This is a genomic window from Kineococcus radiotolerans SRS30216 = ATCC BAA-149 (assembly GCF_000017305.1).
GTDB classification, from domain to species: Bacteria; Actinomycetota; Actinomycetes; order Actinomycetales; family Kineococcaceae; genus Kineococcus; species Kineococcus radiotolerans.
The window spans coordinates 4,472,127-4,496,499 of the sequence record NC_009664.2; the positions used below are offsets into that span (position 1 = coordinate 4,472,127).

The 24,373-nt window shown below is 69.9% G+C and carries 17 protein-coding genes; 12 read left to right on the forward strand and 5 right to left on the reverse strand.

Annotated elements, in window-relative coordinates:
- Positions 1-46 precede the first annotated feature (46 nt).
- Positions 47-1,807, forward strand: coding sequence for a glycoside hydrolase family 43 protein (locus KRAD_RS21370; RefSeq protein WP_012087767.1), 1,761 nt, complete (start codon positions 47-49; stop codon positions 1,805-1,807).
- Positions 1,808-2,047: 240 nt separating this feature from the next.
- Here KRAD_RS21370 and KRAD_RS21375 read toward each other — a convergent pair whose 3' ends face one another.
- From KRAD_RS21375 to KRAD_RS21390, 4 genes are all read right to left on the reverse strand, one after another.
- Positions 2,048-4,696, reverse strand: coding sequence for a glycoside hydrolase family 3 N-terminal domain-containing protein (locus KRAD_RS21375; protein WP_203417787.1), 2,649 nt, complete (start codon positions 4,694-4,696; stop codon positions 2,048-2,050).
- Positions 4,697-5,019: 323 nt separating this feature from the next.
- Complete coding sequence (locus KRAD_RS21380) at positions 5,020-7,266, reverse strand: beta-glucosidase (protein WP_012087769.1); 2,247 nt, start codon at positions 7,264-7,266, stop codon at positions 5,020-5,022.
- Between the two features lie 260 nt (positions 7,267-7,526).
- Positions 7,527-8,498, reverse strand: coding sequence for a LacI family DNA-binding transcriptional regulator (locus KRAD_RS21385; protein WP_012087770.1), 972 nt, complete (start codon positions 8,496-8,498; stop codon positions 7,527-7,529).
- Between the two features lie 42 nt (positions 8,499-8,540).
- The gene (locus KRAD_RS21390; RefSeq protein WP_203417645.1) at positions 8,541-9,749 is read right to left on the reverse strand and encodes an MFS transporter; all 1,209 of its coding nucleotides are present in this window, start codon (positions 9,747-9,749) and stop codon (positions 8,541-8,543) included.
- A gap of 334 nt (positions 9,750-10,083) precedes the next feature.
- On the opposite strand from KRAD_RS21390, the gene KRAD_RS21395 reads away from it, so the two are divergent.
- From KRAD_RS21395 to KRAD_RS26215, 11 genes are all read left to right on the forward strand, one after another.
- Positions 10,084-12,705 (forward strand): glycoside hydrolase family 2 TIM barrel-domain containing protein, encoded by a 2,622-nt coding sequence (locus tag KRAD_RS21395; RefSeq protein ID WP_203417646.1) that lies wholly within the window; start codon positions 10,084-10,086, stop codon positions 12,703-12,705.
- A gap of 38 nt (positions 12,706-12,743) precedes the next feature.
- Positions 12,744-13,916 carry a glycoside hydrolase family 1 protein gene (locus tag KRAD_RS21400; RefSeq protein WP_041292322.1) on the forward strand — a complete coding sequence of 391 codons (1,173 nt, stop codon included), beginning with the start codon at positions 12,744-12,746 and terminating at the stop codon, positions 13,914-13,916.
- Between the two features lie 25 nt (positions 13,917-13,941).
- Positions 13,942-14,772 (forward strand): SDR family NAD(P)-dependent oxidoreductase, encoded by an 831-nt coding sequence (locus KRAD_RS21405; RefSeq protein WP_012087774.1) that lies wholly within the window; start codon positions 13,942-13,944, stop codon positions 14,770-14,772.
- Positions 14,773-14,887: 115 nt separating this feature from the next.
- Positions 14,888-16,105, forward strand: coding sequence for a cytochrome P450 (locus tag KRAD_RS21410; RefSeq protein ID WP_012087775.1), 1,218 nt, complete (start codon positions 14,888-14,890; stop codon positions 16,103-16,105).
- The gene (locus KRAD_RS21415) at positions 16,105-16,305 is read left to right on the forward strand and encodes a ferredoxin (RefSeq protein WP_012087776.1); all 201 of its coding nucleotides are present in this window, start codon (positions 16,105-16,107) and stop codon (positions 16,303-16,305) included. Before KRAD_RS21410 ends, KRAD_RS21415 begins: the two co-directional genes overlap by 1 nt.
- Positions 16,306-16,417: 112 nt before the next feature.
- Positions 16,418-17,629 carry an NAD(P)/FAD-dependent oxidoreductase gene (locus tag KRAD_RS21420; RefSeq protein ID WP_238985867.1) on the forward strand — a complete coding sequence of 404 codons (1,212 nt, stop codon included), beginning with the start codon at positions 16,418-16,420 and terminating at the stop codon, positions 17,627-17,629.
- A gap of 490 nt (positions 17,630-18,119) precedes the next feature.
- On the forward strand, positions 18,120-19,724 hold the full coding sequence (locus KRAD_RS21425) for a DUF5597 domain-containing protein (RefSeq protein ID WP_012087779.1): 1,605 nt from the start codon (positions 18,120-18,122) through the stop codon (positions 19,722-19,724).
- A 153-nt stretch (positions 19,725-19,877) separates the two neighbouring features.
- Positions 19,878-21,053: a sensor histidine kinase gene (locus tag KRAD_RS21430; protein WP_012087780.1), complete on the forward strand. Its 1,176-nt coding sequence runs from the start codon at positions 19,878-19,880 to the stop codon at positions 21,051-21,053.
- Positions 21,050-21,727, forward strand: a complete 678-nt coding sequence (locus KRAD_RS21435; protein ID WP_012087781.1) for a response regulator — start codon at positions 21,050-21,052, stop codon at positions 21,725-21,727. The genes KRAD_RS21430 and KRAD_RS21435 overlap by 4 nt, the downstream gene beginning before the upstream one ends.
- Before the next feature lie 212 nt (positions 21,728-21,939).
- Positions 21,940-22,845: a DUF418 domain-containing protein gene (locus tag KRAD_RS21440; protein WP_203417647.1), complete on the forward strand. Its 906-nt coding sequence runs from the start codon at positions 21,940-21,942 to the stop codon at positions 22,843-22,845.
- A gap of 105 nt (positions 22,846-22,950) precedes the next feature.
- Complete coding sequence (locus KRAD_RS26215) at positions 22,951-23,106, forward strand: hypothetical protein (RefSeq protein ID WP_157873693.1); 156 nt, start codon at positions 22,951-22,953, stop codon at positions 23,104-23,106.
- Positions 23,107-23,361: 255 nt separating this feature from the next.
- On the opposite strand, the gene KRAD_RS21450 is transcribed toward KRAD_RS26215, so the two are convergent.
- Positions 23,362-24,075, reverse strand: a complete 714-nt coding sequence (locus tag KRAD_RS21450; RefSeq protein ID WP_012087784.1) for a restriction endonuclease — start codon at positions 24,073-24,075, stop codon at positions 23,362-23,364.
- Positions 24,076-24,373: the final 298 nt, after the last annotated feature.

Genomic DNA, 24,373 nt, shown 5'->3' on the forward strand with positions numbered 1-24,373 from the left:
GCCCTCCACCCGCGTCACGTCCCCCGACCCAGGAGCCGCCGACACCATGCACACGCCGATCATCCCCGGGTTCTACCCCGACCCCTCCATCTGCCGCGTCGGCCAGACCTATTACACGGCGCACTCCAGCTTCGAGTACGTCCCCGGGGTGCCCCTGTTCAGCAGCACCGACCTGGTGACCTGGACACAGGTCGGCAACGCCCTGGTCCGCTCCGCTCAGCTGACCCCCAGCGCAGGCAGCGCCAACAGCGGTGTCTACGCCCCCACGTTGCGCCACGGTCGGGGGAAGTTCTGGCTCGTCACCACTGACGTCGCGCAGATGACGCGTGGGCACTTCATCGTCTCCGCCCACGACCCGGCCGGTCCCTGGTCCGACGCGGTCTTCGTCGAGGGGGCCTTGGGCGTCGACCCGGACCTGATGTGGGACGACGACGGCGTCTGCCACCTGACGTGGAAGTCTTTCGACGTACGCTGCCCGGGCATCGTCAGTGCCGTCGTCGACCCCGAGGCCGGGCGCCTGCTCACCGAGCCGATCCCGCTGTGGCAGGGACTCGGGTTGCAGGCCCCGGAGGGACCGCACCTGTACCGCATCGACGGCTGGTGGTACCTGTTGCTGGCCGAAGGCGGCACCGAACGCGGTCACGCCGTCACCATGGCCCGCGCGCGCGACCTGCACGGACCGTGGCAGGAGGCGCCGGTCAATCCGGTCCTGACCCACCGCAGCACTGAGCACCCGGTGCAGAACGTCGGCCACGCCGACCTGGTGCAACGCCCGGACGGGTCCTGGGCGATGGTGTTCCACGGCGTCCGTGCCCGTGGGCAGAGCCCGTTGTTTCACGTCAACGGACGCGAGACGTTCATTGCCGGCCTGGAGTGGGTCGACGGTTGGCCCCGCATCGACGAGGACGCCTTCACCGTCCCCGTCCGCGACCACTCCTTCACCGACCGCTTCGAGGCCGTCGAGCTGGACCGGCGTTGGGTCGCTCCCGGGGTGGCCCCCGCCACCTTCACCCGGAGCACCCCCAACGGGCTGCACATCGACAGCCAGGCCGCCCCCGCGGCGACGGCGTTGCTGGCGGTGCGCCCCCGTGACCCGGAATGGACCGTCCAGGTCCGCCTTCGCGTGCAGGGCAGCTGCCGCGTCCTGGTCCGCATGGACGCCGACCGCTGGTACGGGCTGAGCATCGACGAGCGCGGCACGGAAGCGACCTTGGCCATCGGCCCCGCCGTCGCCACCGTCGGGCGCATCGACCACCCCGAGCCCCCCACGAGCTCGAACAGCACGACAGCAGCAGGCAGCGCAGTTCCTGGCCGCGGTGCCGAGGTCACCGTGCGCATCAGCGCCCGGGCTGCGGCAGGCGGTGGGTTCGGTGTCTCCGGAGAACCGGACCACCTCGAGCTGGCGGCGCTGGAACCCGACGGTGTCGAACGCGTCTTCGGCTCCTTCGAAGGCCGCTACCTCTCCACCGAGGTCGCCGGCGGCTTCACCGGACGCGTCGTGGGGGTCGAGGTCCTGCACGGCAGCGCGACGGTCCGCGAATTCACCTACCGCACCGACGACGCGGCGTCCGCCCCGGCATCTCCTGGGATGCGCTACAACCTCGCAGTGACCACGTTGCACACCCTCATGGACGACCCCGAAGCACACGCGATCCTCCAAGAGCTCATGCCCGACTTGCTCGTGCACCCGTTGCTGCACCTCATCCGCGAGGTGCCCGCGCAAAGCCTCCTGCGGGGAGGGCAGGAAGTACCTGAGCAGCTCGCTGACGACGTACTTCAGCGTCTGCAGGCTCTGCCCGCAGGATGACCCCGATACCCCCCGGGCACTGACCGACGCTCTGGATCGCGCCCGGAGTCGGGCCAGGCACCGATGACGTCCGGCCCGGATCCTCTGGCCTCTTCCGCCGCGCCGCCTCAAAAGAGCGGCCGGCGGCCGAACAAGGTGCGAGTGAGAGTCGACCTGGTCGGTGCTCCGCGAACGTCAGCCCCTCGCCCGGCGGTGGACCCACCGGGCGAGGGGCTGACGTGCCCGGTCAGGACGAGGCGGTCAAGCGCGGGCAGTGCCTCCTGCGCGCGTGCGCTCGACGAGGTCAGCGACCATGGCCTCGGTGAAGCGTCCGCCGCTGTAGCCGGCCATCTGCGCCAGCGTCAGGCCGTACGCGTCGGTCAAGACGCCGTCGCTGTCCTCGCCCTCCTCGCCGAGGCCGAGCAGGGCGCGTAGGAGGCCTCCGCCGACGGGGTGCTCCAGCCACTCCAGCACCGTGTCCTCGGCGGTGATGACCGGCACCGGCCTACGCAAGGCGCCGCCTCCCCCGGCCCGCGCGGCGCGTGCCGCGACGTCCGAGTCGATGTCCGGGTCGATGTCGGCGACGCTGACGGTGCAGCTGAGTGCTCGATCCGGACCCGGCCGGTCCACGGGGCCGGTGAGCAGAGCTGAAGCACGCAGAGGGGTCTTCACCGACGACCCGCCGACGAAGAACTTCACGGTGCCCGGCTCCACGACCCACCCCTCCTGCAGGTCCCACAGGGCGAACAGGCTCGCCGGGACCTGCACCGAGACCCGTGTCGCGGCTCCGGCCTCCAGGTGCAGGCGCTGGAAAGCCAGGAGCTTGCGCGCTGGTCGTGCGGTGCGGGCCACCACGTCCTGCCCGTAGACCTGCACCACCTCCTCTCCGGCGCGCTGCCCGACGTTGGCGACGGTGAACGACAGGTTGAGCGTCGCGCCGGTGGTGGCCTCCTGGTCCACCTCCAGGTCGCGGTACTCGAAGCTGGTGTAGCTCAGCCCATGGCCGAAGCCGAAGACCGCCCTGGCCGGACCCTCCACGTAGGAGGGAGGTGCCTGCAAGGTGCGCCAGTAGGGCAGGGGCGCTGACCCCACGGACTCCAGGAACGCAATCGGCAGGCGCCCGGCGGGGTTGACGTCGCCGAAGAGGACCGAGGCCAGGGCGTTGCCGGCTTCCTCCCCGCCGAAGAAGCACGTCACGACGGCCGGCACCGACTGCGCCAGCCACTTCAAGGTGTAGGGGCGGCCGTGGCTGAGGACGACGGCGGTCGGGGTGCCGGTGGCGACCACGGCTTCCACCAGGGCCTGCTGCACCGGCGGTAGCTCGCAGGTGGAGCTGTCCAGCCCCTCCCCGACGTTGCCGAAGCCGTTGATACCGGCCTGGTCGCCGACGACGAGAACCGCCACGTCGGCGCGGGTGGCCGCCGCCACGGCCGCAGCGAATCCTGAGCGGTCATCACGCACCACCGGGCACCCGGCCTCGTACAGGACCTCACCTTCAGCGCGGGCGCGGATGCCTTCCAGGAACGTCACCACCGGCACCGACTCCACCAGCAGACGCGCATCGTCGGCCCCGGTTCGCCCGGCCAGCCCTTCGACGTCCTCGGCTCGGGCGGTGGGGTCTGCGGCCAGGGCGAAGCGGCGGGTGATGCTGTCCAGCACGTGGTAGCTGTAGTGGCCCAGCTGTCCCAGGGGGCGGTCGGCGTTGGGGCCGATGACCGCGATGGTTCCCACACCGGGGTCCAGGGGCAGCAGGGGAGCGCCGTTCGCCAGTCCAGCAGCGGGTCCAGCAGCGGGTCCAGCAGCGGGTCCAGCGCGGAACCTGTCGACCGGATCGTTCTGCAGCAGAACCACCGACTTTTCCGCCACGGTGCGCGCTAGCGCCCGCTCGGGAGCGGTGTCCAGGCTCTCCGGCACGGCGTCGAGGTCGACGTAGGGCCGTTCGAACAAGCCCAGCTCGACCTTGGCCCGCAGGATCGTGCTCACCGCCCGGTCCAGGTCGGCGCTGGGCAGCAGTCCGGAGCGGACTGCCTCCTGCAGGGCCTGGGAGGAGACCCGGTTGTCGAGGTCGAGGTCAACTCCGGCCGAGACCGCCCGGGCCAGGGCCTCGGGCGCGGTGGCGGCGACGTGGTGCTTGGAGTGCAGTTGCCCCACCGCCGCGAGGTCCGAGATCACCAGGCCGTCGAAGCCGAGCTCCCCGCGCAGCAGGTCATTGAGGTAGGCCCGCGAGCCGGTCACTGGTTCACCGTCGATGTCGTTGTAGGAGGGCATCACCCCCTTGGCCCCGCCCTCGCGGATCGCCATCTCGAAGGGCAGCGCGTGCACCTCGCGCACCTCCCGCGGTCCCAGCGGGGCGGGCTCGGTATTGCGTCCTCCTGCGCTGGCGCTGTAGCCGAGGAAGTGCTTCAAGGTCGCGATCAGCGGGGTGGTCTCGTCCGCGCCCTGCAGGCCACGGACAAAGGCGGCGGCCATCGAGCCCACCAGCTGCGGCTCCTCGCCGTAGGTCTCTTCCACCCGGCCCCAGCGCGGGTCGCGCGCGACGTCAGCCAGGGGGGACAGGGCCTGCCGCACACCGAGACGGGTCATCTGCACACCGATGGTGCGCCCGACCTGCTCGATCAGCTGCGGGTCCCAGGTGGCGGCCTGGGCGATGGCGTCGGGGAAGGTCGTGGCGTCACGGACCTTCAGGCCGAGCAGGGCCTCCTCGGCCAGCAGCACCGGGATGCCGAGACGTGTCTGCTCGACGTGTTTGCGCTGCAACTCATTAGCTCGTTCCGCGGTCTCACGCGGGGGCAGACCGAGGGTGCACAGCCCAGCCACCACGCACCCCCAGCCGGTAGCGGGCGGAGTGTGGACGTCGACGGCTGAGCCGAACGGTGCGGCGAGCTGCGCGACCTTCTCCTCCAGCGTCATGCGACTCAACAAGTCAGCCACGCGCTCGCCGGCCGGCAGGGAAGGATCACGGTAGGGCATCGCGGTGGTGGCAGCGGAGGTCGTCAAGGGTGCCGTCACTGAAGTGGGCACAGCGGGCGGGGCGGTAGAGACAGCGCCGGAGGCTGCGGGGTCGCTCACAAAAGTCCTTTCATCGGCCGAGGCACTCAGCACGTGGTGATTCAGGGGCGGGTGGGCGTGACGGGTGGGAGTGACGGCTGGGTGGGGTAGGAGAGGACGGCAAGGGGGGACGCGTCGTGCATGGGTTCTTGGCGCGAGTGACCCTGTCGCGAGAGCTTCCGTGCTCAGCGGGTGGTGTCGCTCAGTGCTGCAAGGCGCTCAGCTGGCACGTCGAGCCCGGAGATGGTGACGAACTGGCGCATCGTCATGGATCGAACCATCAGCAGGTGCTCCGCGGAGATCACCGCCTGGCCGAATCCCAGCAGGCTCAGGGTCCGCTCACCGATGTGCGGGTGGTCCAGCCAGTCACCGACGGTGGAGTCCAGACCCACCTCGCGGGCCACGACGTCGCCGCTCAGCTCGATCACGGACTCGGTAAGGACGGTAGCGGCGTCAGCGCACACCTGCACCGCGTAGGTGCCGGGTGCCACGACCCAGGCGTCGACGTCGACGTCCCAGTAGGCGAACGCCCGGCGCGGTAGCTCCAGGCGCACCGTGCGGGTCTCTCCGGCCTGCAGCGCGATCTTGGTGAAAGCTCGCAGCTCACGGACTGGCCGGCGTACCGGCCCAGCTACGGTGGACACATAGACCTGGACCACGTGCTGACCGGCCACGTCGCCGCTGTTGCGCACCTGCACGCTGAGCGCGGCGGTATCAGGACCGGTGACCTGCACGTCCAGGGCCGTCGTGTCGAAAGTGGTGTAGGACAGGCCGTACCCGAAGGGGTAGCGGAGGGGGGTGTCGAAGGTAGTGAACTGCCGGTAGCCGACGAACACGCCCTCGCCGTAGCGCACGTGCCCCTGCTCGCCGGGGAAGTTCAAGACACTGGCGTGGTCGGCCAGGCGCAGCGGGATGCTTTCGGCCAGGTGACCCGAGGGGTTGCGCAGCCCGAACAGCAGTTCGGCGACCGCCCGGCCCCCGCCTTGACCCAGCACGAAGGTCTCCAACACCGCCTGCACCTCATCGTGCCAGCCCTCCAAGGACACGATACCCCCGTTGGAGAGCACCACCACGGTACGTGGCGCCACCTGAGCGACTGCCCGGATCACCTCGACCTGGTCTCGGGGAAGGTCAAGGTCGACCCGGTCCACTCCCTCGGACTCTCGGCGCTCGCTGAGCCCGGCGAAGACCACTGCGACATCGGCGGCGGCCGCGGCCTCGATGGCCTCGGCGAGCAGGTGCTCGGGGCTGGGCTGGTCCAGCAGGTACCCGCTGGCGTAGGTGACGTCGCTGCCGCGCTGCTGGGCGAGCAGTCGGATTTCCTCCAGAGGGACGTCGATGCGGTAGGGGTTGACGTGGGCGCTGCCCCCGCCCTGCAACCGCGGCTCGCCCGCCAGGTGACCGATGACCGCGATGCGTCCCCCCGGCGACAACGGCAAGGTGGCGTCCTCGTTGCGCAGCAACACTGCGCACTGAGCGGCCAGGTCGCGGGCCAAGTCGTGGTGGGCTTCCACGTCGACGTACCCCGGCCGGTCCAGGTCATCGGCGCGCCAGCGGTCCAAACCCGCCACTCGGGCAGCGCTGCGGTCCACCACGGCTTCGTCCAGGGCCCCGGACCGTACGGCCTGCAAGACCTCCTCGTCGCGACCCGCGCTGCCCCCGGGCATCTCCAGGTCCAAGCCGGCGCGCAGAGCAGCGACACGATCGACGATGCCGTTCCAGTCGGAGAGGACGACACCATCGAAGCCCCACTCCTGGCGCAGCACCTGAGTCAGCAGCCAGTGGTTCTGGGAGGCGAAGACACCGTTGATCTTGTTGTAAGCGGCCATCACCGTCGCCGGCTGCGCCTCACGCACGACGCGCTCGAAGGCCGGCAGGTAGATCTCGCGCAAGGTCCGGTCATCCACTTCGGCGGAGATGGTCTGGCGGTTGGTCTCCTGGTTGTTCGCGGCGAAGTGCTTCACCGACACCCCCACTCCCTGGGCCTGGACGTGCTTCGCGAAGGCCGCACCCAACACCCCCGACAGCAGGGGATCCTCGGAGTAGTACTCGAAGTTGCGTCCACACAGAGGTGAGCGCTTGATGTTCACCCCCGGTCCCAGCACTACATCCACTCCCTGCACGGCGGCCTCCCACCCCAGGGCCGTACCCAGCCGGGAGGCGAGCTTCGGGTCCCAGCTGCTACCGACCGCGACCGCCGGCGGGAAGCAGGTGGCCGGATCGCTCTCGAACATCGCCAAGTGGTCGTGACGACCAGACTGGTGGCGCAACCCGTTGGGTCCATCCGCGGTCCGCACCCCCCGAACCCCGGCCTCCGGCAGGTCCTCGGTAGCCCAGAAATCACGACCAGACAGCAGACGCACCTTGCGGGCGAGGTCCACCTGCGCGATTCGATCGACGGGACTCTGCAGGCTCTCAACCTCGATGTCCATCACATGGGCTCCTTCCGGGGTTGGGTGCGCGCATGGGCTCAGTCAGAGCGGATGCGCAGTGGGTGCGAAGGGATGAACAAGCCGGCCCCCGCAGGCTGGCGGGCGGCAGGACAGCGCCGGGGCCAGCTAGCAGGCGGGCCAGGTTGCGGGCGGGTCAGGTCGCTCGCGGCCCAGCCGGCCGTGATGCAGGTGGACAGGAAGCCGGTGCATCGCAGTAGCAGGCCGATACCGATCCCGCCATCACAGCAACCGCGATGTCCTCAAGACGTAGGGGCAGGAGTGGTGTCCCCGGCTACCACCCGCAGCCGGTCGGTCACCTGGTGGGCGGGGTCAGCCACATCCTGCACGTTGAGCCGCTGCAAGAGCAGCCCAGCGATGGCATGCCCACTGAAGGCGATGTCGTAGTCCACGGTCGTGATCGAAGGAGTCGAAGCCCGCGCGATGGAAGAGTTGTCGACCCCGATCAGACCGAAATCCTCCGGGGTGCGCCGACCCTGGTGCAGAGCCGCCCCCAACACCGCCAGCGCGACCTCGTCGTTGTACGCCACCAGCCCGACCGGACGCGGCGGCAGCTTGGCCACCGCAGCCTGGGCCCCACCACGCTCCAACGCCACCCGCAGAGTCGGCAGCACGCGTACACCCTGCTCGCTGCACCACGCCTTCGCCCCCCGCTCCCGCGGCAGGGCGAAGCCGCGCTCGCGGACGGCGACGGGCACGACGACCGCCAGGGTGTCGTAGCCGGCATCAGTCAGGTAGCGCGCCTGCAGTCTCCCGATCTCCTCGTCGATGGCGACCTGCGCCTCGCGCGGCTGGGCGATGAGGTGGACGCCGTGCTCGCGGATGCGACGTTCCTGGGCGGGGGGCAGCGGAGCCAGACTCACCACCCCGAACGGCTTGAGTCCCAGAAGGGTGTCGTGCAGGGACTCTTCCGAGCCCACGAAGCGCAGCAGGTTCGTCAGTCCCGCGGCGGTGAGGTCGGCGGTGATGATGTCGACCAGCTCCCGCAGCCTCGGGTTGAAGGTGACGTCGGGGATGAGGGTGATGACGATGTCGCTGGTGCCCCGGGCCAGGGTCCGCCCCGCCAGTGAGGGGCGGTAGCCCAGGACGGCCGCCGAGGCCCGGACCCGCGCGATGGTCTCCTCGCTGAAGAGGTGCTCGCGGCCGTTCAGGATCTGGCTCACCGTGGAGCGGGACAGACCGGCGTGCTGCGCGACGTCAGCGCTAGTCGCCATCACTGCCTCCTCTCCCTGACCGCCGCATCGCGTCCACCACGATCAACGGACGCTGCGGATGCGCGCGGTCGTGATCGCCGTACCGGCGGCGAGTATAGCCCCGCAGGTGAACAGGGCGGCGTAGTTGCCGCCCCCGCCGAGGCCGATGACCAGCGGAGCCACGATCGGGGCGATGACGCCGGGGATGCCGGAGGACAGGTAGTAGATGCCCATGTACTTCCCCGCCTTGTCCGGCTCGGGAAGCAGGTCGGTGGCCATGGCCAGGTCCACCGAGGTGAAAGCACCGGTGCCGGCGCTCAGCAGCGTTCCTCCGAGGATGAACATCGTGATGCTGTCGGCCACCGCAACGGTGATCAGCCCCGTGGCGATGAGGGCGGCAGCGAGGTAGATGAAGGGCTTGCGCCGGCGCAGCCGGTCGGAAAGGAACCCGCCCAGCACGGCGAAGGACATCAAGGCCACCAGGCTGATGCCGCCGGCGGCGGCCAGTTTCCGCCCCGCCTCCTCGGGGGTGGAGCCCAGCCGGTCGAGCAGGAAGTACAGCTGATAGGTGCTGAAGAAGGTGAACCCGAACTGCAGTAGGAATTTACCGATGAAGACCAGTGCGAAGTCGGAGTGCTGACGCGGGTTGAACAAGAAGCTGCGGAAGACCTCCGCCAGGGAGGGGACCACGGTCCCCGCGGGTGCGGGTTCGTCCTTGAGAATGGGCAGGAAGATCAGCAATCCCAGGGCGAAGACCACGCAAGGGGTGAGAAAGAGCAGCAGCATGCTGCCGGTGAGGAAGCTGCCGAAGAGGCTGGCGCCTACACCGGCCAGTGCAGCCGAAACCCCGCCGAGGGCTCCGACCCGGCCCCGCTGAGCAGAGGGGACGCGCTCGGCCAGCACCGGGTTGAACCCGGCGCTGATCACCGCGACGGCCAGCTGGGAGATGGACCAGCCCACCACCATGAGCGCGATGCTGGAGACGAGGGCGATGATGAGTGCGCCGAGGGCGGCGAGCAGAAGGCCGGCAACCAACCAGGGGCGGCGCCGTCCCCAGCGCAGCCGGGTTCCGTCGGCGAGAACCCCGGCGACGGGTCCGGCGATCAGACCGAGGATGCTGCCCAGGCCGATGACCAGTCCCAGGCTGGTGTGCTTGCCGGTCGGGTCGATGACCTGGACCTTGTAGGCCAGGCTGAACAGCGCCGGCATCAGCATGACCAGGTTCAGGCCGAAGTAGGTGAACATGTAGGCGCCGATGAAGCCGGCGCCCACGCGGGGCAGCGGCCGTACGGGATCACCTCGCTGGGAGCTGGGTGGGCCCGGCTCGTTGCGATGGGCGACGTGCTCGGTCACCAAGCCGGCGGCGTCGCTTATCGCCTGGGCAGGGGTGATCTCCGGGGGCAGTGGGGTGTTGGACACGGTGGCTCCGTCGGCATCCGAGTACAGGGGCAGGTCTCATCCCGGCTCCGGAGCCGGCGCAAGAACGGTAACGCTATCCGTTGACGCGCGTCAATGAGGTGTGTTTCGCTGTGCGGACTGCAGTGGACCCGCGAGCGATGACGCCACCGGAAGGACGACGATGACCGTGGTAGCCCCTCCGACCCGGGTGCAAGAGCTCAAGGTCTGGAGGTTCGCCCCCGTCGACTCGGAGGCGTGGACTCCTGTCCGGTTGCCCCACGACGCGATGATCACCGAGCCGCGCACCCCCGATGCTCCCGGCGGCCCCGACGTGGCGTACTTCCCCGGTGGTCGCTACCGCTACCGCACCACCTGGTCCGCCCAGCAGGACCCCGCCGCCTTTACGGCCCTGCGCTTCGAAGGCGTCCAGGGTGAGGCCGACGTCTCGGTCAACGGGGCACACGTCGGTCGTATCCGCAGCGGCTACAGCGAGGTCGAGCTCGACATCAGCAACCACGTGTGCTGGGGCGCAGACAACGCGATCCACGTCGACGTCGACAACCTGGCGCAGCCGACCAGCCGCTGGTACCCCGGCTCAGGGCTCTACCGAACGGTCGCACTGGTCCTGCGACCCACCGTGCACTTCACCGCCGACGGACTGCGCCTTCGAACCCGTCACCTGCAGCGCGAGCGGGCCGTCGTCGACGTCGCCTACGAGCTGCGCACCGCGGTGGTGGGCCCGCTGCACGCCGAGGGGCATGCCGAGGGGCACGGTGAGGGGCACGGTGAGGGGCACGGTGAGGGGCACGGTGAGGAGCACCGCGAGGATCGTGTCGAGGAGCACCGCAATGATCGTGTCGAGGAGCAGCTCGAGGTGAGCATCGAACTGCTCGACGGCCAGGTCGTCGTGGCCCACGGCCTCGGGCGCGATGGAAGTGGGCAGGTGCGGTTGTCGGTCCCCGACCCTCGACCGTGGTCGGCGGAAACCCCCCACCTCTACCGGCTGCGGGCCAGGGTGACACGCGGGGGGCGAGTACTGGACGAACGCGTCGAGCGCGTGGGGCTGCGCACCATCAGCATCGACCCCGTCCGCGGGCTGCAGGTCAACGGGCAGACGGTCCTGCTGCGCGGGGCGTGCGTGCACCACGACAACGGGGTGCTGGGAGCGGCCACCCACCGCGGCGCCGAGTATCGGCGGGTGCGGTTGCTGAAGGACGCCGGCTTCAACGCGATCCGCAGCGCCCACAACCCCGCCTCGCGGCACCTGCTGCAGGCCTGCGACGAGCTGGGCGTCTACGTCGTGGACGAGCTCGCCGACTACTGGGTGGTCTCCAAGACGGCCCACGACTTCGCGTGGCGCTTCGAGCAGACCTGGCGCGAGGACGCGGATGCGATGGTGCGCAAGGACCGCAACCACCCCGCCGTCATCATGTACGCCGCCGGCAACGAGATCCCCGAGACCGCCAAGGTTGAAGGTGTGGACCTGACCCGCCAGATCACCGAGCACCTGCACCGCGCCGACCCCGACCGCCCGGTGACCGTGGCGATCAACCTCTTCCTCAACACCATGGTCGCGATGGCCAAGTCCCCCTACGGCGACAGTCCCGCCACCTCTCCCGAACACCGCTCTGCGCAGGAGCAAGACCGCCCGTCAATGGCTGGTAGCACCGAGGCCAATGTCATGATCAACCAGATCGGGCGGATGATGGACGTCGTCTCCCGGCTGCCCCGCGCGGACAAGGCCTCCCGCGATGCCTTCGCCCAGGTCGACGTCGCCGGCTACAACTACGGACTGGGCCGCTACCAGCACGACGTCAAGGCCTACCCCGGGCGCGTGATCCTCGGGACTGAGACCCTGCCCGGTGACGTCGCCCGGGCCTGGCACCTGGTACAGCAACACGATGCGGTCATCGGCGACTTCGTCTGGGCCGGGTGGGAGTACCTCGGCGAGGCGGGGGTCGCGGTCTGGGTCCCGGGTACGCGGGCGGGGCTGTCCAAGCCGTACCCGCACCTGATCGCCGGACCCGGCATGTTCGACCTGACCGGCCGCCCCGACATCACCTTGCGCCTGGCCCAGGCCGCCTGGGGACGACTGGAGGCCCCGGCCATCGGGGTGCGACCGCTGGATCGCGCCGGGGTCCCGATGGTCCGCTCCGCCTGGCGGGTCACCGACGCGGTGGAGAGCTGGTCCTGGCGCGGCTGCGAAGGCCGCACCGCCGAAGTCGAGGTCTACAGCGACGACGACCGCGTCGAACTGCTCCTGAACGGGGAGGTGGTCGGACGCGCCCGCACGGGGCGCAGGCGCGGGTACCGGGCCACCTTCACCCTCCCCTACGCACCCGGTGTCCTCACCGCTGTGGGCTACCGCGATGGCGTGGCGACCTCGAGCCGGTCCTTGAGCAGCGCCACCGGCCCGCTGCAGTTGCGTCTGCACAGCGAGGCCGCCGCAATCACCGCCGACGACGAGGAAGTGCTGTTCGTGCAGGTGTCGATCACCGACGCCGACGGGGTGGTGGAGATGCTCGCCGACGAGCAGGTCCAGGTGGTCATCGACGGCCCCGGTGAGCTCATCGGGTTCGGCACCGCCGCCCCGGCCTCGGAGGAGGGTTTCACCGGCGACACCCGCACCACCTTCCGGGGGCGGGCCCTGCTGGTGGTGCGCAGCACCGGCGCCGAAGGAGCGATCACCGTGCGGGTGCAGGGGGCGACCACGGGGCGGGCCGAGGTGGTCGTCCCCGCTCTCAACCCGCCCGGCCGGACGGATGTCCGCGCCACCGATCTGGTCTCCATTCCCCGGGCCACCGGCGAGGCCGTCGTCGTCCTCGACTGACTCCTCGAGTCCGACCATCAGCTGACCACCGAGAGGACATGCTCGTGCCGTACACCTTCCCCGTCGGCTTCTTGTGGGGGGCGGCGACAGCCGCTCATCAGGTCGAGGGCAACAACGTCAACAACGACTGGTGGAAGCTTGAGCACGACGCAGCCGGCTACATCGACTTCAGTGGGGATGCGCTCGACAGCTATCACCGCTACCCCGAGGACATGCGGTTGCTGGCAGAAGCGGGTTTGAACACCTACCGCTTCAGCATCGAATGGTCGCGCATCGAACCTAGTCCGGGAAAGTTCTCCGGAGCGTTGCTGGCCCACTACCGCCGCATGATCGACACCGCTCTCGCACTGGGACTGACTCCGATCGTCACCCTGCATCACTTCACCCACCCGCTGTGGTTCGGCGAGCGCGGGGGATGGCTGGGGCCTGACGCCGTGGAGACGTTCACCCGCTACGTGCAGCGCGCTTGCACCATCCTCGAGGGGGTGCAGTGGGTGTGCACCATCAACGAACCCAACGTCGTGGCCATGAACCACGGCGCAGCACGCATCATGGCCGCCGGCCATCCCTATCCGTCGACGCCCTTCCCCGATCCTGTGATCGGGGAAGCGCTGATCACCGCCCACCTGGCCGCAGCGCCGCTGATCCGGCAGGCCACCGGCGCCCACGTGGGCTGGACGGTAGCCAACCAGGCCTTCGTCGCGGCCCCGGGGGCGGAGAGCAAGCACGCCGAGGTGAAGTACACCTGGGAGGACATGTACCTCGAGGCTGCGCGCGGTGACGACTACGTGGGCGTGCAGTCCTACACCAGCCAGGTCATCGACGCCGACGGCATCCGCGCCCATCCGGAAGACCCCGGGAACACCCTCATGGGGTGGGCTTACCGACCCGACGCCCTGTCCATCGCTCTGCGTCACACCCGTGACATTGTCGGTGAGGTGCCGATCGTGGTCACCGAGAACGGCATCGCCACCGATGACGACGAACGGCGCATCGCCTACACCGGCGAGGCCCTGGCTGGACTAGCCCAGGCGATGCAGGACGGTATCGATGTGCGTGGCTACTGCCATTGGAGTCTGCTGGACAACTTCGAGTGGGGCCGCTGGCACCCGACATTCGGGCTGATCGCGGTCGATCACGACACCTTCGCGCGTCATCCCAAGCCGAGCCTGGCGTGGCTGGGGTCCGTCGCTCAAGCCAACGCCATCTGAGACCGCCCGTACGAGGAGACCGAGCATGCAGATCGAGAACGCCGTGTTCGCCGTCACCGGAGCCGGGAACGGCATGGGGCGACAGGTGGTGTTGGAACTGGTCCGCCGCGGGGCGCGAGTCGCCGCCTTCGACCGGGACGAGACCGGACTCGCAGAGACCGCCGGCTTGGCCGGTGCCGGCGATCGGGTCAGTACCCATGTAGTGAACGTCACCGACCCCGGCGCAGTCGCGGCCATGCCTGCGGTTGTCGAGGCAGTGCACGGTCACGTTGATGCGGTGATCAACATCGCCGGGATCATCCATCGCTTCACTTCCTTCGAGGACCTCACCGCTGAAGAGACCCAACGCGTCTTGGAGGTGAACCTCATCGGTACGATCGCTGTGAGCCGCGCCTTCCTGCCTGTCCTGCAGCAGCGGCCGCGCGCAGCACTGGTCAACATGGCCAGTCTCGCGGCGTTGGTGCCCTTCGCCGGTCAGACGCTCTACGGGGCCAGCAAGGCGGCCGTGAAGCAGTTCAGCGAAGGCATCTACGCGGAACTTCGCGGCTCGACGGTGACGGTCTCGACTATCTTCCCGGGCAACATCGCCACCAACCTGACCGGGAACTCCGGCGTGGCCATGATCGACGCCGGAGGCCGGAAGGTGCGGTCCACATCACCTGAGGATGCGGGGCGCCAGATCGTCCAAGGCATCGCCAACGGCCGGTTCCGGATCCTCATTGGCCGCGACGCCCGCCTGCTCAGCCTGCTCGAGCGACTAGCTCCGCGTTGGACCACCGACATGGTTGCCCGACAGATGGCCTCGGTCCTGTCGCCGCCGGCAGGATCACGAACCCCGCAACGGGTCGCTTCGTGACAACTTCCACGGCGACCGCTGACGACCTCGCGAGCCGTGAGGCGGCGCGCCGCCCGCTCGACGGGCGAGCGCGACCTCACCGCCACGCCCGCACAAGCACCGAATCGAGGACTCGATGACCACCACCGACGCCACCTGCCCGGTACGCGAGCTACCCCGCGACCGGTGCCCCTTCGACCCCGATCCCGCTTACGTGCGGTTGCGTGTGGAGGAGCCGGTCACCCGGGTCAACACGCCGGCTGGCCTTGACGTCTGGCTGGTCAGTCGTTACGAGGACGCCCGGACGGTGCTGTTGGACGGGGAGTCATTCAGCAACATCGACTCCAGCTCCTCCCACCTCATTGGGCAGGTCGAGCAGCTGCAGCAACCACCCCCGCCGGGGATCCTGCTGCGCCTGGACGGGGAAGCCCACAGCTCACTGCGCTTGCGCCTTGCACGGGAGTTCTCGCCGAAGGCGATGGCGCGCCTGGAGCCGTACGTGCAGGCCCTGGTGGAGGAGCACCTGCAGCGTCTGATTGCCGCCGGTACACCCTTCGACCTGTATCGCGACTTCGCCCTGACGATTCCCTCCCTCGTGATCGGGGAACTGCTTGGGGTCCCCGTCCAGGATCGTGACGTCTTCGCCTCCACCACCTCGCGAATGGTCGACATCAGCCTCACCGCGCAGGAACGTGAAGCGGCGTCGCAGGAAATGAACGGCTTCCTGGTCCAGCTGGTGCAGGCGAAATTCGCCGACCCGGCCGACGACCTACTGAGCCGCCTCATCACCGACCCCCGCAAGCACCCGGTCACCTTCGAAGAGCTCGTCGGGCTGTCCTTGCTGCTGCTGACCGCCGGGCACGACACCACCGCCAACATGATCGCGTTGGGCACCCTGCGGCTGCTGCAGGAGCCGGCCTTGGCCGAACGCGTGCGCGACGACTGTGAGGTGCTCCAGACCGGGATCGATGAACTGGTGCGTTACCTCACGATCGTGCACTACGGCGTGCTGCGGCTAGCGGTACGCGATGTCCAAGTGGGCGATGTGATGGTGCCGGCGGGTGACTACGTGGCCGTCAGCCTGGAGTCGGCCAACCGGGACGAGGCCCTCACTCTCGACCCGGACCGTCTCGACCTCGAGCGCACCTCCGCCCACGTCGGCTTCGGCTACGGCGTGCACCAGTGCCTGGGCCAGCACCTGGCCCGCCTGGAGCTGCGGCTGGCACTACCTGCCCTGCTGCGGCAGCTGCCGGGGTTGCGGACGGTCGAGGCGTTGCCGGACATCCCCTTCAAGAACGACATGATCGTTTACGGGGTCAAGAAGCTTAACGTGACCTGGGACGGAGCCCGCTGATGCGCGTCACCACCGAAACCGACCGGTGCGTGGCCGCCGGAGTGTGCGTCGTGGCCGCCCCCGCCGTTTTCGATCAGGACGACGAGGAAGGCCTCGTCGTCGTCCTGGATGCCGACCCGGGGGAGGAGCAGCGCCGGGCGGTGGAAGACGCCGCGGCGCGTTGCCCGGCCCGCGTCATCCACGTCAGCGGCGCCTCGTGACGACTTATCAGATCAGTGACGCGAGGCGGTGCCCGACGGCGTTGACGGGCCCCATGACGCGGCAGGATGGGTTGTGTCTGTGACCTCACCCGGCCAGGACGGAGTCGTCATCGTGGGGGCGGGTGCCGCGGGGCTGGCCACGGTCGAGGGACTACGTGCCCACGGCTACAACGGAGCAGTGCGCCTGATCGGCGACGAGGCGCACCTGCCCTACGACCGCCCACCCCTGTCGAAGGACCTGCTGACGGGTCCTCCAGAGCTGTCGCAGCTGCACCTCAGCACCCCGCAGCGGCTCAGCCAGCTTCAGGTGCAGGTGCTGCGCGGCGCTGCGGCTGAGCGCCTGTCGATACCTCAGCGCACGGTCCACCTGGACGATGGTCGCGCCCTGACCTACGAGCACCTGGTGTTGGCCACCGGGGTGCGGCCGCGCCCGGTGCCCGGCATCACGGCTCTGCGTGGGGTGCACCACCTGCGCACCGTCGACGAGGCCGGCGCCCTGCACGCTGACCTGCAGGCCGGTCGACGTCTCGTGGTGCTCGGCGGAGGCCTGGTGGGTGCGGAGGTGGCTGCCGTGGCCGCGATCCTGGGGTTGTCGGTGACGGTGCTCTGCCGCGCACAGCACCTGCTGGCCGGCGCCGGTGTGGGAGCGGATCTTGACGCTCACCTGCTCGACCTGCACCAGCAGCACGGGGTGCACGTGCGCACCGGCCCCGACGCGCAGGCGATAGGCCTGACCGAGGAGCACGGCCGGGTCACTGGAGTACGTACCGCCGACGGCACAGTCACACCGGCTGATGTTCTGCTCGTTGCCGGCGGCTCGGCCCCTGCGGTGGGATGGCTGGCCGGTAGTGGCCTGGACGTGAGTGATGGTGTGCTCAGCGATGTCTGCTTACGTGCCGGTGAGGATGTGTACGCCGTGGGCGACGTGTGCCGCTGGCCGCACCCGCGCACCGGCCAGCTCGAGCGGGTGGAGCACCGCAGCAACGCCACGGAACAAGGCCTGCACGTGGGGCAGCAGATCGCCACCGGCGTCGCCTGCCCCTTCGACGCTGTCCCGTACTTCTGGAGCCGACAGTTCGGCATGACCCTGCACGCCTACGGGTGGCTGCGTCGCCACGACCACGTACGCCTCGCCGAGGGGTCCTTCGCCGAGGGTAAGTTCGTCCTCACCTACCACCACGGCGATCAGTTGGTCGGGGTGGTAGGAGCGCGCAGCGCACGATCCCTCCGCGACTTGAGGAAAGTCCTCGAGACAACCGGCGACCTCAGCGCGACCGCATCCGTTCCAGGACGCAGCGACGAGCTCGACGTGAGCAGACGGTGAAGGAACCGCCCGGAACGGTGGTCGATCATCAGCGGAATCAGCTTCAGGTGATCCCACCCCGGCCGCAGACAAGTGCTGGAGGTGGCCTCTCGTTCTAGGGGGCCACCTCGGTGCTTTTCTCGTGCCCCTCTCGGTGCCCGCCGTGGTCTCGGCGATGAGCGATCAAGCCCCCGCAACGACCTGCTTCTCGTCCAGGAAATGCTGCCCTCCACCTCCCCGGAAACCACCGACCCGCCGCTAACCACCGTCGTTCCCGCAGCGGCCGGACCGATCAGCAGACTCGCTGTGCCAGTGCTCAGGCGGGACGCCCTCCATGACGGCTTCCTCAAGACCACCACCCCGGGCGGTGCGGGAAAGGGCGCATTTCCTTCCAACGCCAACGCCAACGCCAACGCGGGCTGAGCGCCGACAACGTCACAACTCGAACCCTCCTACCACCACCCGCCCAGGAACGGGAGGGTGGTTCAGTCCAACCCCCGGAGTCGTCACCATGACCACACACAGCACCTCCGCCTCCTCGCGGTGGTCCGGCCCCTATCTTGCCGTAGACGGCAGACCCTTCCTCGTCGTCGGGGCGGAGGTTCACAATTCCAGCTCGAGCACCCCCAGCGCCATCGCCGACTCCTTCGCAGCCGTGCGGGCACTGGGTGCCAACACCGTCTTGGCGCCGGTGGCCTGGGACCTCTTCGAGCCGGTCGAGGGCCACTTCGACCACACACTGGTCGACGCGATGATCAAGCAGGCGCAGCAACTGGGGATGCGCCTGATCCCACTGTGGTTCGGCGCCTACAAGAACGCTGTTTCCACCTACGCTCCCGGGTGGGTCAAGACCGACAGTGAGCGCTTCCCACGTACCCAGGTCGCCGACGGTCAACGCATCGAGCAACTGACGCCCTTCGCCCCGGCCGCGCGCGCCGCTGATGCCCGCGCCTTTGGCGCTTTGATGCGGCGGATCCACGACGTGGACACCGCCGGGACGGTTCTGGCCGTGCAGGTGGAGAACGAGATGGGCCTGTTGGGCGACTCCCGTGACCGCAGCCCGCTGGCCAACGCCGCTTTCATCGCCGACGTGCCGCCCGGCGTGATCGAGGCGGTGGCGACCGACACGAACATGCCCCTGCACCAGGTGTGGGTCGACGCGGGCTCACGCGCGGAAGGGGCATGGTCGGAGGTCTTCGGCTCTGGTGAGCGCGTGGACGAAGCCTTCATGGCCGCCGCCTACGCTGCTTACACCGAGGAGGTGGCCAGCGCCGGCGCCTCTGAGCACGATGTACCGCTCTTCGTCAACGCCTGGCTGGACCACGACAGCGTCCTCGATGGTCCCGTGGCCGTGGCCGGAGGCAAGCGCCCGGGACAGTATCCCAGCGGTGGGCCGGTCATGCCGGTCGCGGCTATCTGGGAGGCAATGGCACCGACCGTCGATTTCCTGGCACCGGACATGTACATCGAGGACGCAGAACCGGTCATGGCCGCCTACCGTGCTCGCCGCGGACGGTTGCTCATCCCTGAACTACGCGCAGATGCCCGCGGCCTTGCGCAGATGTTCAGTGCGATCGGGACCCACCAAGCCCTTGGTGTCTCACCTTTCGGGGTCGACGTCCTACGGTCCGACGAACCCGTCGGCGCCGCGCTCAGCGACGCCTACCAGCTGTTGCGAGCCGCTGCCGTACTCATCCGGCAGCACGCGATAGCGCCCGTGGTGGGTTTCGAGCTGAACGCCGCGCAGCCATCGTTGAGCATCGACCTGGGAGGAAGCGTGCTGCAGGTCGACACGCACAGCGAGTGGGGCCCCGCCCCCGAGTACCCCGGCTACGGGCTGGCCTTCGAGGCCGACGGCGGTGTCTACGTCATCGGACGCGGGTTCTGGATCACGCTGCGAGGTGAGACCGGGCAGGAGGTCTCGTTCCTGCAGGCGGACCAGTACCGGCTGCAGGGCGAGCAGCTGGTGCTCAGTCACCGGTTGAACGGGGACGAGACCAGTGGGGGGACCCTCGTGCCGTTCCCCTTCGCCGGTGCCCCGTTGCTGCCGGGGCGGGTCATCCCCACCCGAATCCCTGACAGCGGCATCACCCACATCAGGACCTACTCGTACTGAGACACCGCCCGGAGCGGTAGCACTGCCGGGCGGGCACCGGGCGGGCACCGGGCGGGCACCGGGCGGGCACCGGGCGGGCACCGGGCGGGCACCGGGCGGGCACCGGGCACACTAGTCCTGGACGCGGAACCGGTCGAAGGCAAGGGGGAGCGTATGGCGCGCGGGTACCTGATCGCCTTCGCCGCGGTCCTGCTGCTCGCCGGCCTCCTCGATGCCGCCACCGCGTCCAGCCCGCTCGTCCTGGCCTCCTTCGCGGTCGCCGCGGTGGCGGCCACCGCCTCGAGCCGTGCACGAGCGGTGACGTCGTGGGCCGCAGCGGGGAGCTCTCTCGGCCTGACCGTCGCCACTGTCCTGGACCCGGGCTCGACCGGCACCTCCGTCCCCGTCGGAACGGCTGAGGCATTGGCGCTGACCCTGCTCGTGCTCACCACGACCCGCCGCGCTGAGCGGTGGCGCGGGTGGTCGCTGACCACGGCGACCGCGCTCGCGGTGGTGTGCCTGCCCGTGCGCCTCGGGTGGAGCCCCGACTCGCCGACGTTGGTGGCAGGGACGGTCGTGCTGAGCGCAGTGGCCGTCGCCGTCGGCTCGGCCCTGCGCGGAGCCGACGCCGCGCGGCGCGCGGCGGTGACGGCGGTCCGACGCCGCGAACGCGAGGAGGTCGCTCGCGAACTGCACGACGTCGTGGCCCACCACGTCACCGGCATGGTCGTCGCCACCCAGGCAGCCCGGCTGGTCGCCACGCGCAGCGACGCCCGGCTGGACCCCACCCTGGCCGCCATCGAAGGCGCCGGAGCCGAGGCGCTGGCCGCCATGCGTCGCCTCGTCGAGGTGCTGCGCACCGATCCCGACGATCGCCTCGCGCAGGACGGCGCCGACGGTGACGGGACCGGGGAGCGCACCCCGGTACCTCAGGCGGAGGACCTGGTGGACCTGGTGCGTCGTTTCCGAGGAGTCACCACCGGCCGGGTGGAGCTGCTGGGGGACCCCCGCGAGCTGGCCGACCTGCCGGTCGACGGGCAGGTCGCGCTGTACCGGGCCACCCAGGAGGCACTGACCAACACCGCCCGCCACGCACCCGCCGCCGACCTGGTGCAGGTCGAAGTCGTCCGCCACGGCGGGACCGTGTCCGTGGAGATCACCGACTCCGGTGCCGCTGGTGCGCGTCGGCGGGAACCGGCAGGGCCGGCAGGAGGGGGCTTCGGGTTGATCGGCATGCGCGAACGCCTTGACGCCCTGGGCGGCTCCCTCAACGCCGGACCACACGGGAAGGGCTGGCGAGTCTCGGCCACCTTGCCCCACCCCACAGCCGGTGCGGAGGGACAGCGATGACCACGCGGGTGCTCATCGCCGACGACCAGGAGATGGTGCGCGCGGGGTTCGCACTGATCCTGGCCGCCCAGCCCGGTATAGACGTCGTCGCCCAGTGCGCGGACGGGGTCGAGGCGCTGGAAGCCGCCCGACGTCTGCGGCCCGACGTCGCCCTGCTGGACGTCCGGATGCCGCGCCTGAACGGGCTGGAGGTCACCCGCCGGCTAGCCGGCCCCGGGGTGCTGGACCCGGTCAGAGTCGTCGTGGTGACCACGTTCGACCTCGACGAGTACGTGCACGCCGCGCTACGCGCAGGAGCGTGCGGGTTCCTGCTCAAGGACGCCGGCCCGACCCTGCTGGTCGAGGCCGTGCGGGCCGCCGCAGCCGGGGAATCACTCATCAGCCCCGCGATCACCGTCCGTTTGCTCCAGCGCTTCGCCGCCGCGGCCCCCGCTCCAGACAGCCGGGCGGGGGAGATGCTCAGCGAGCGCGAGCTGGACGTCGTGCGACTCGTCGCGCGAGGGGGGACCAACGCCGAGGTAGGCGCCGAGCTGTTCATCTCCCTCGGCACGGTCAAGGCGCACCTGAGCAGCGTGCAGACCAAGCTCTCGGCCCGGAACCGGGTGGAGGTCGCCGCCTGGGCCTGGGAGAACGGGGTGGTGGGTCCTACCGGCGGCACCGACGGCCCGGCCTGACCAGGATCGGCCGTTCGGCCAGGTCCCAGGAGCCGACACCGGCCATCCGGCCGGTGCGTCGTCCCTGGCCCGCCGGGCACGCTCACGACATGAGCGCTCCCATCCCGGTGCCACCGTCCTCCGAAGTCTCCCCGCGGCTCCCACCCGCCCCCGCACCGCGCCTCGTCTCCCTCGACGTCCTGTGAGGGATCGCCTTGTGCGGCATCGCGCTGGTGAACGTCGGACCCCTCACCCACTTCGCCTCCGCCGCCGGCCCGCAGCCGCTGACCCTCCACGACGCCGGCGGGTGGCTGCAGCTGCTGGTCCAGCAACGCTTCTTCCCGCTCTTTTCCTTGCTGTTCGGGATCGGATTCTCCCTGCTGTTCCAGTCCGCCGCCCGCCGCGGCGCCCGCCCGCGGGTTGTGCTGGCCCGCCGGCTCCTGGTGCTGCTGCCCCTGGGCGCCGTGCACCAGTGGCTGCAACCGGGGGAAGCCCTGCTGCCCTACGCCGTAGTCGGCCTCTTGGTGCTGCTGCCCTCCTCCTGGCTGCCCACCCGGCTGCTGGCGGTGCTGGCGGCTCTCGCCGTCCCCGCCGCGCTGGCCACCGGAGGGGGACTCGTCCTCATCCCAGCGCTGTTCCTCGTCGGCTCCGCTCTTGTCCGCTGCGGTGCTATCGCCCGGCTCGAGTCTTCTCCCCGGGCGGTCGCGGTGCTGCTCGCACTCAGCGCGGCCGTGGCCGTGCCGACGGTGCTGGCCCAGGCCTCCGACCTGGCCGCCTCCGGCTTCTCAATCGTCTCGGCGCTCGCGGGTCTCGCCCTGGCCGGCGTCTACGCCTCAACGGTGCTGCTGGCGTTGCGCACACGCCTCCGCCGGCCCCTGGTCGCGGTGTTCGCCCCCTTGGGCAGGATGGCCCTGACCAACTACGTCAGCGCCACGCTGCTCCTCCTAGCCGCTGGTCACCTGCTGAACCTACCTGCAAGCCGGTCGTGGAACGAGATGCTGGGCGCGACCGTCTTCGTGCTGGTCCTACAACTGCTGTGGTCGGCGTTGTGGCTCCGCCGGTTCCGGCAGGGTCCGCTGGAGCACCTGTGGCGCTGGGCGACCTGGGGAACCCGGGGTGTCGTCACCACGACGAGGTGAGTCCGTCCGGTGCGGTGGATCGTTCGCGCGATGAGACCTGGTCCCATCGCGCGGACTCAGAGACGGGACTCGAGCGTCCGGTGCTGGAGGCTGCCGCTGGGGCTGGTGGCGGAGGAGCTGGACTCCGCTCCGGCGGTGGGTGCGGTCTACCGCCGCCTCGAGGCGGAGGGAATGCTCGCGGCGGAGTGGTTCGGCGACGACCTGCTGCCCCTTGCGGTCGAGCTCACCCCCGCGGGGCGGATGCTGTTGCGCTCGCGCTGACCCAGCCGGTGGCTGACCAGAGGCCGCTGAGGAGCTGCGCGCGAGCCGCTGACGCGGGGCAGATGCGGGGCTGCCCACCAGGCGGGTCTGCCCAGGGCCTGGGCGTCGAGGCCTGATGCCGCTTGTCGCCTGTGCTTGCCGCAGGGCTCGTCCCGAGGCCGGTCAGGGCGGCTGTGATGACGCCCGAAGTGGTCATGGCGTTCATGGGCTGACCCGGGGGTAGTCGTAAGTCCCGCCTGCAGGGAGGGCAGCCTCTTACGCCGCGGGCGGGCGCCGTGCGTGGGCGCTCGCGGCGGTGCCGCGCCCGCTTCCCGCTGTCACCGGGAGGGGCAGGGGTTGCCCGGCCATCCAGGGGGCTAGCGTCTCGCGGTCCACCAGACGTACTCCGCTGCTGGTGGCGAGGTCGTGGGCGGGGCGGGTGTAGCGACTGGTGGTGACGTAGAGGGCGTGCTCGGCGTGGTGGTGGTGGTAGACGGTGCCGAGGAAGCGTTGCATGTCGGGGGAGCTGACGGCGCGGTCGGTGTAGCGCTTGCCCTGCACCACCAGCAGTGACCCGTCATGAGGGTGGCGGGCGGTGACGTCGGCGCCGAGGTCCCCGCCGCCTCCAGAGACGGTGACCTGCTGCCAGCCGTCGCGGTGCAGCAGGCGGGCCACCAGGTGCTCGAAGTCGGGTCCGCTCATGCCGTCGGTGCTGGCGACCTGCCGGTCCAGCAGCGCCTGGTGGGCGGCACGGGCTCGGGCGCGTCGGTGCAGCACCACCAGTCGCCAGACCAACAGGACGATGAGGACGGCACCGGTGAGAGCCAGGATGGGCCACCAGATCGCCAGCCAGGACCGCACCGCGCCCGCTGCGCCGGTGAGGATGAGGACGACTACACCGGCGACGGCGAGGCGGGCGGCGTCATCGCTGCTACCGCTACCGCCACGGCGGCGGCCGGCGCGTCGGCGGGTGGGTTGGTTGCGGGCCACGGTGCGGAGTCGGCGGTGCCGGAGAGGGGCTTGATGTCGCGTCGCCTGATTGGCCCAACGTGCCGGTCGTGACGCCGAACAAGGGAATGTGGCGGACCAGCTGGCTCAGGCATTGCGTGGCTGACACCACCCACGTACTACTAATGATGTTCCACCGGCTCAGCAGCTCGAGCGGCAAAACCTACTGCGCAGCGAGCTGACAGAAGCTGGCGGCCCGGGCCCTTGGCGCCGCTGAGGTCAGGACGCATACGCGATTGAACTTGGACGCCTTCTTGGATGCGGCTTGTGAGGTTGAGGA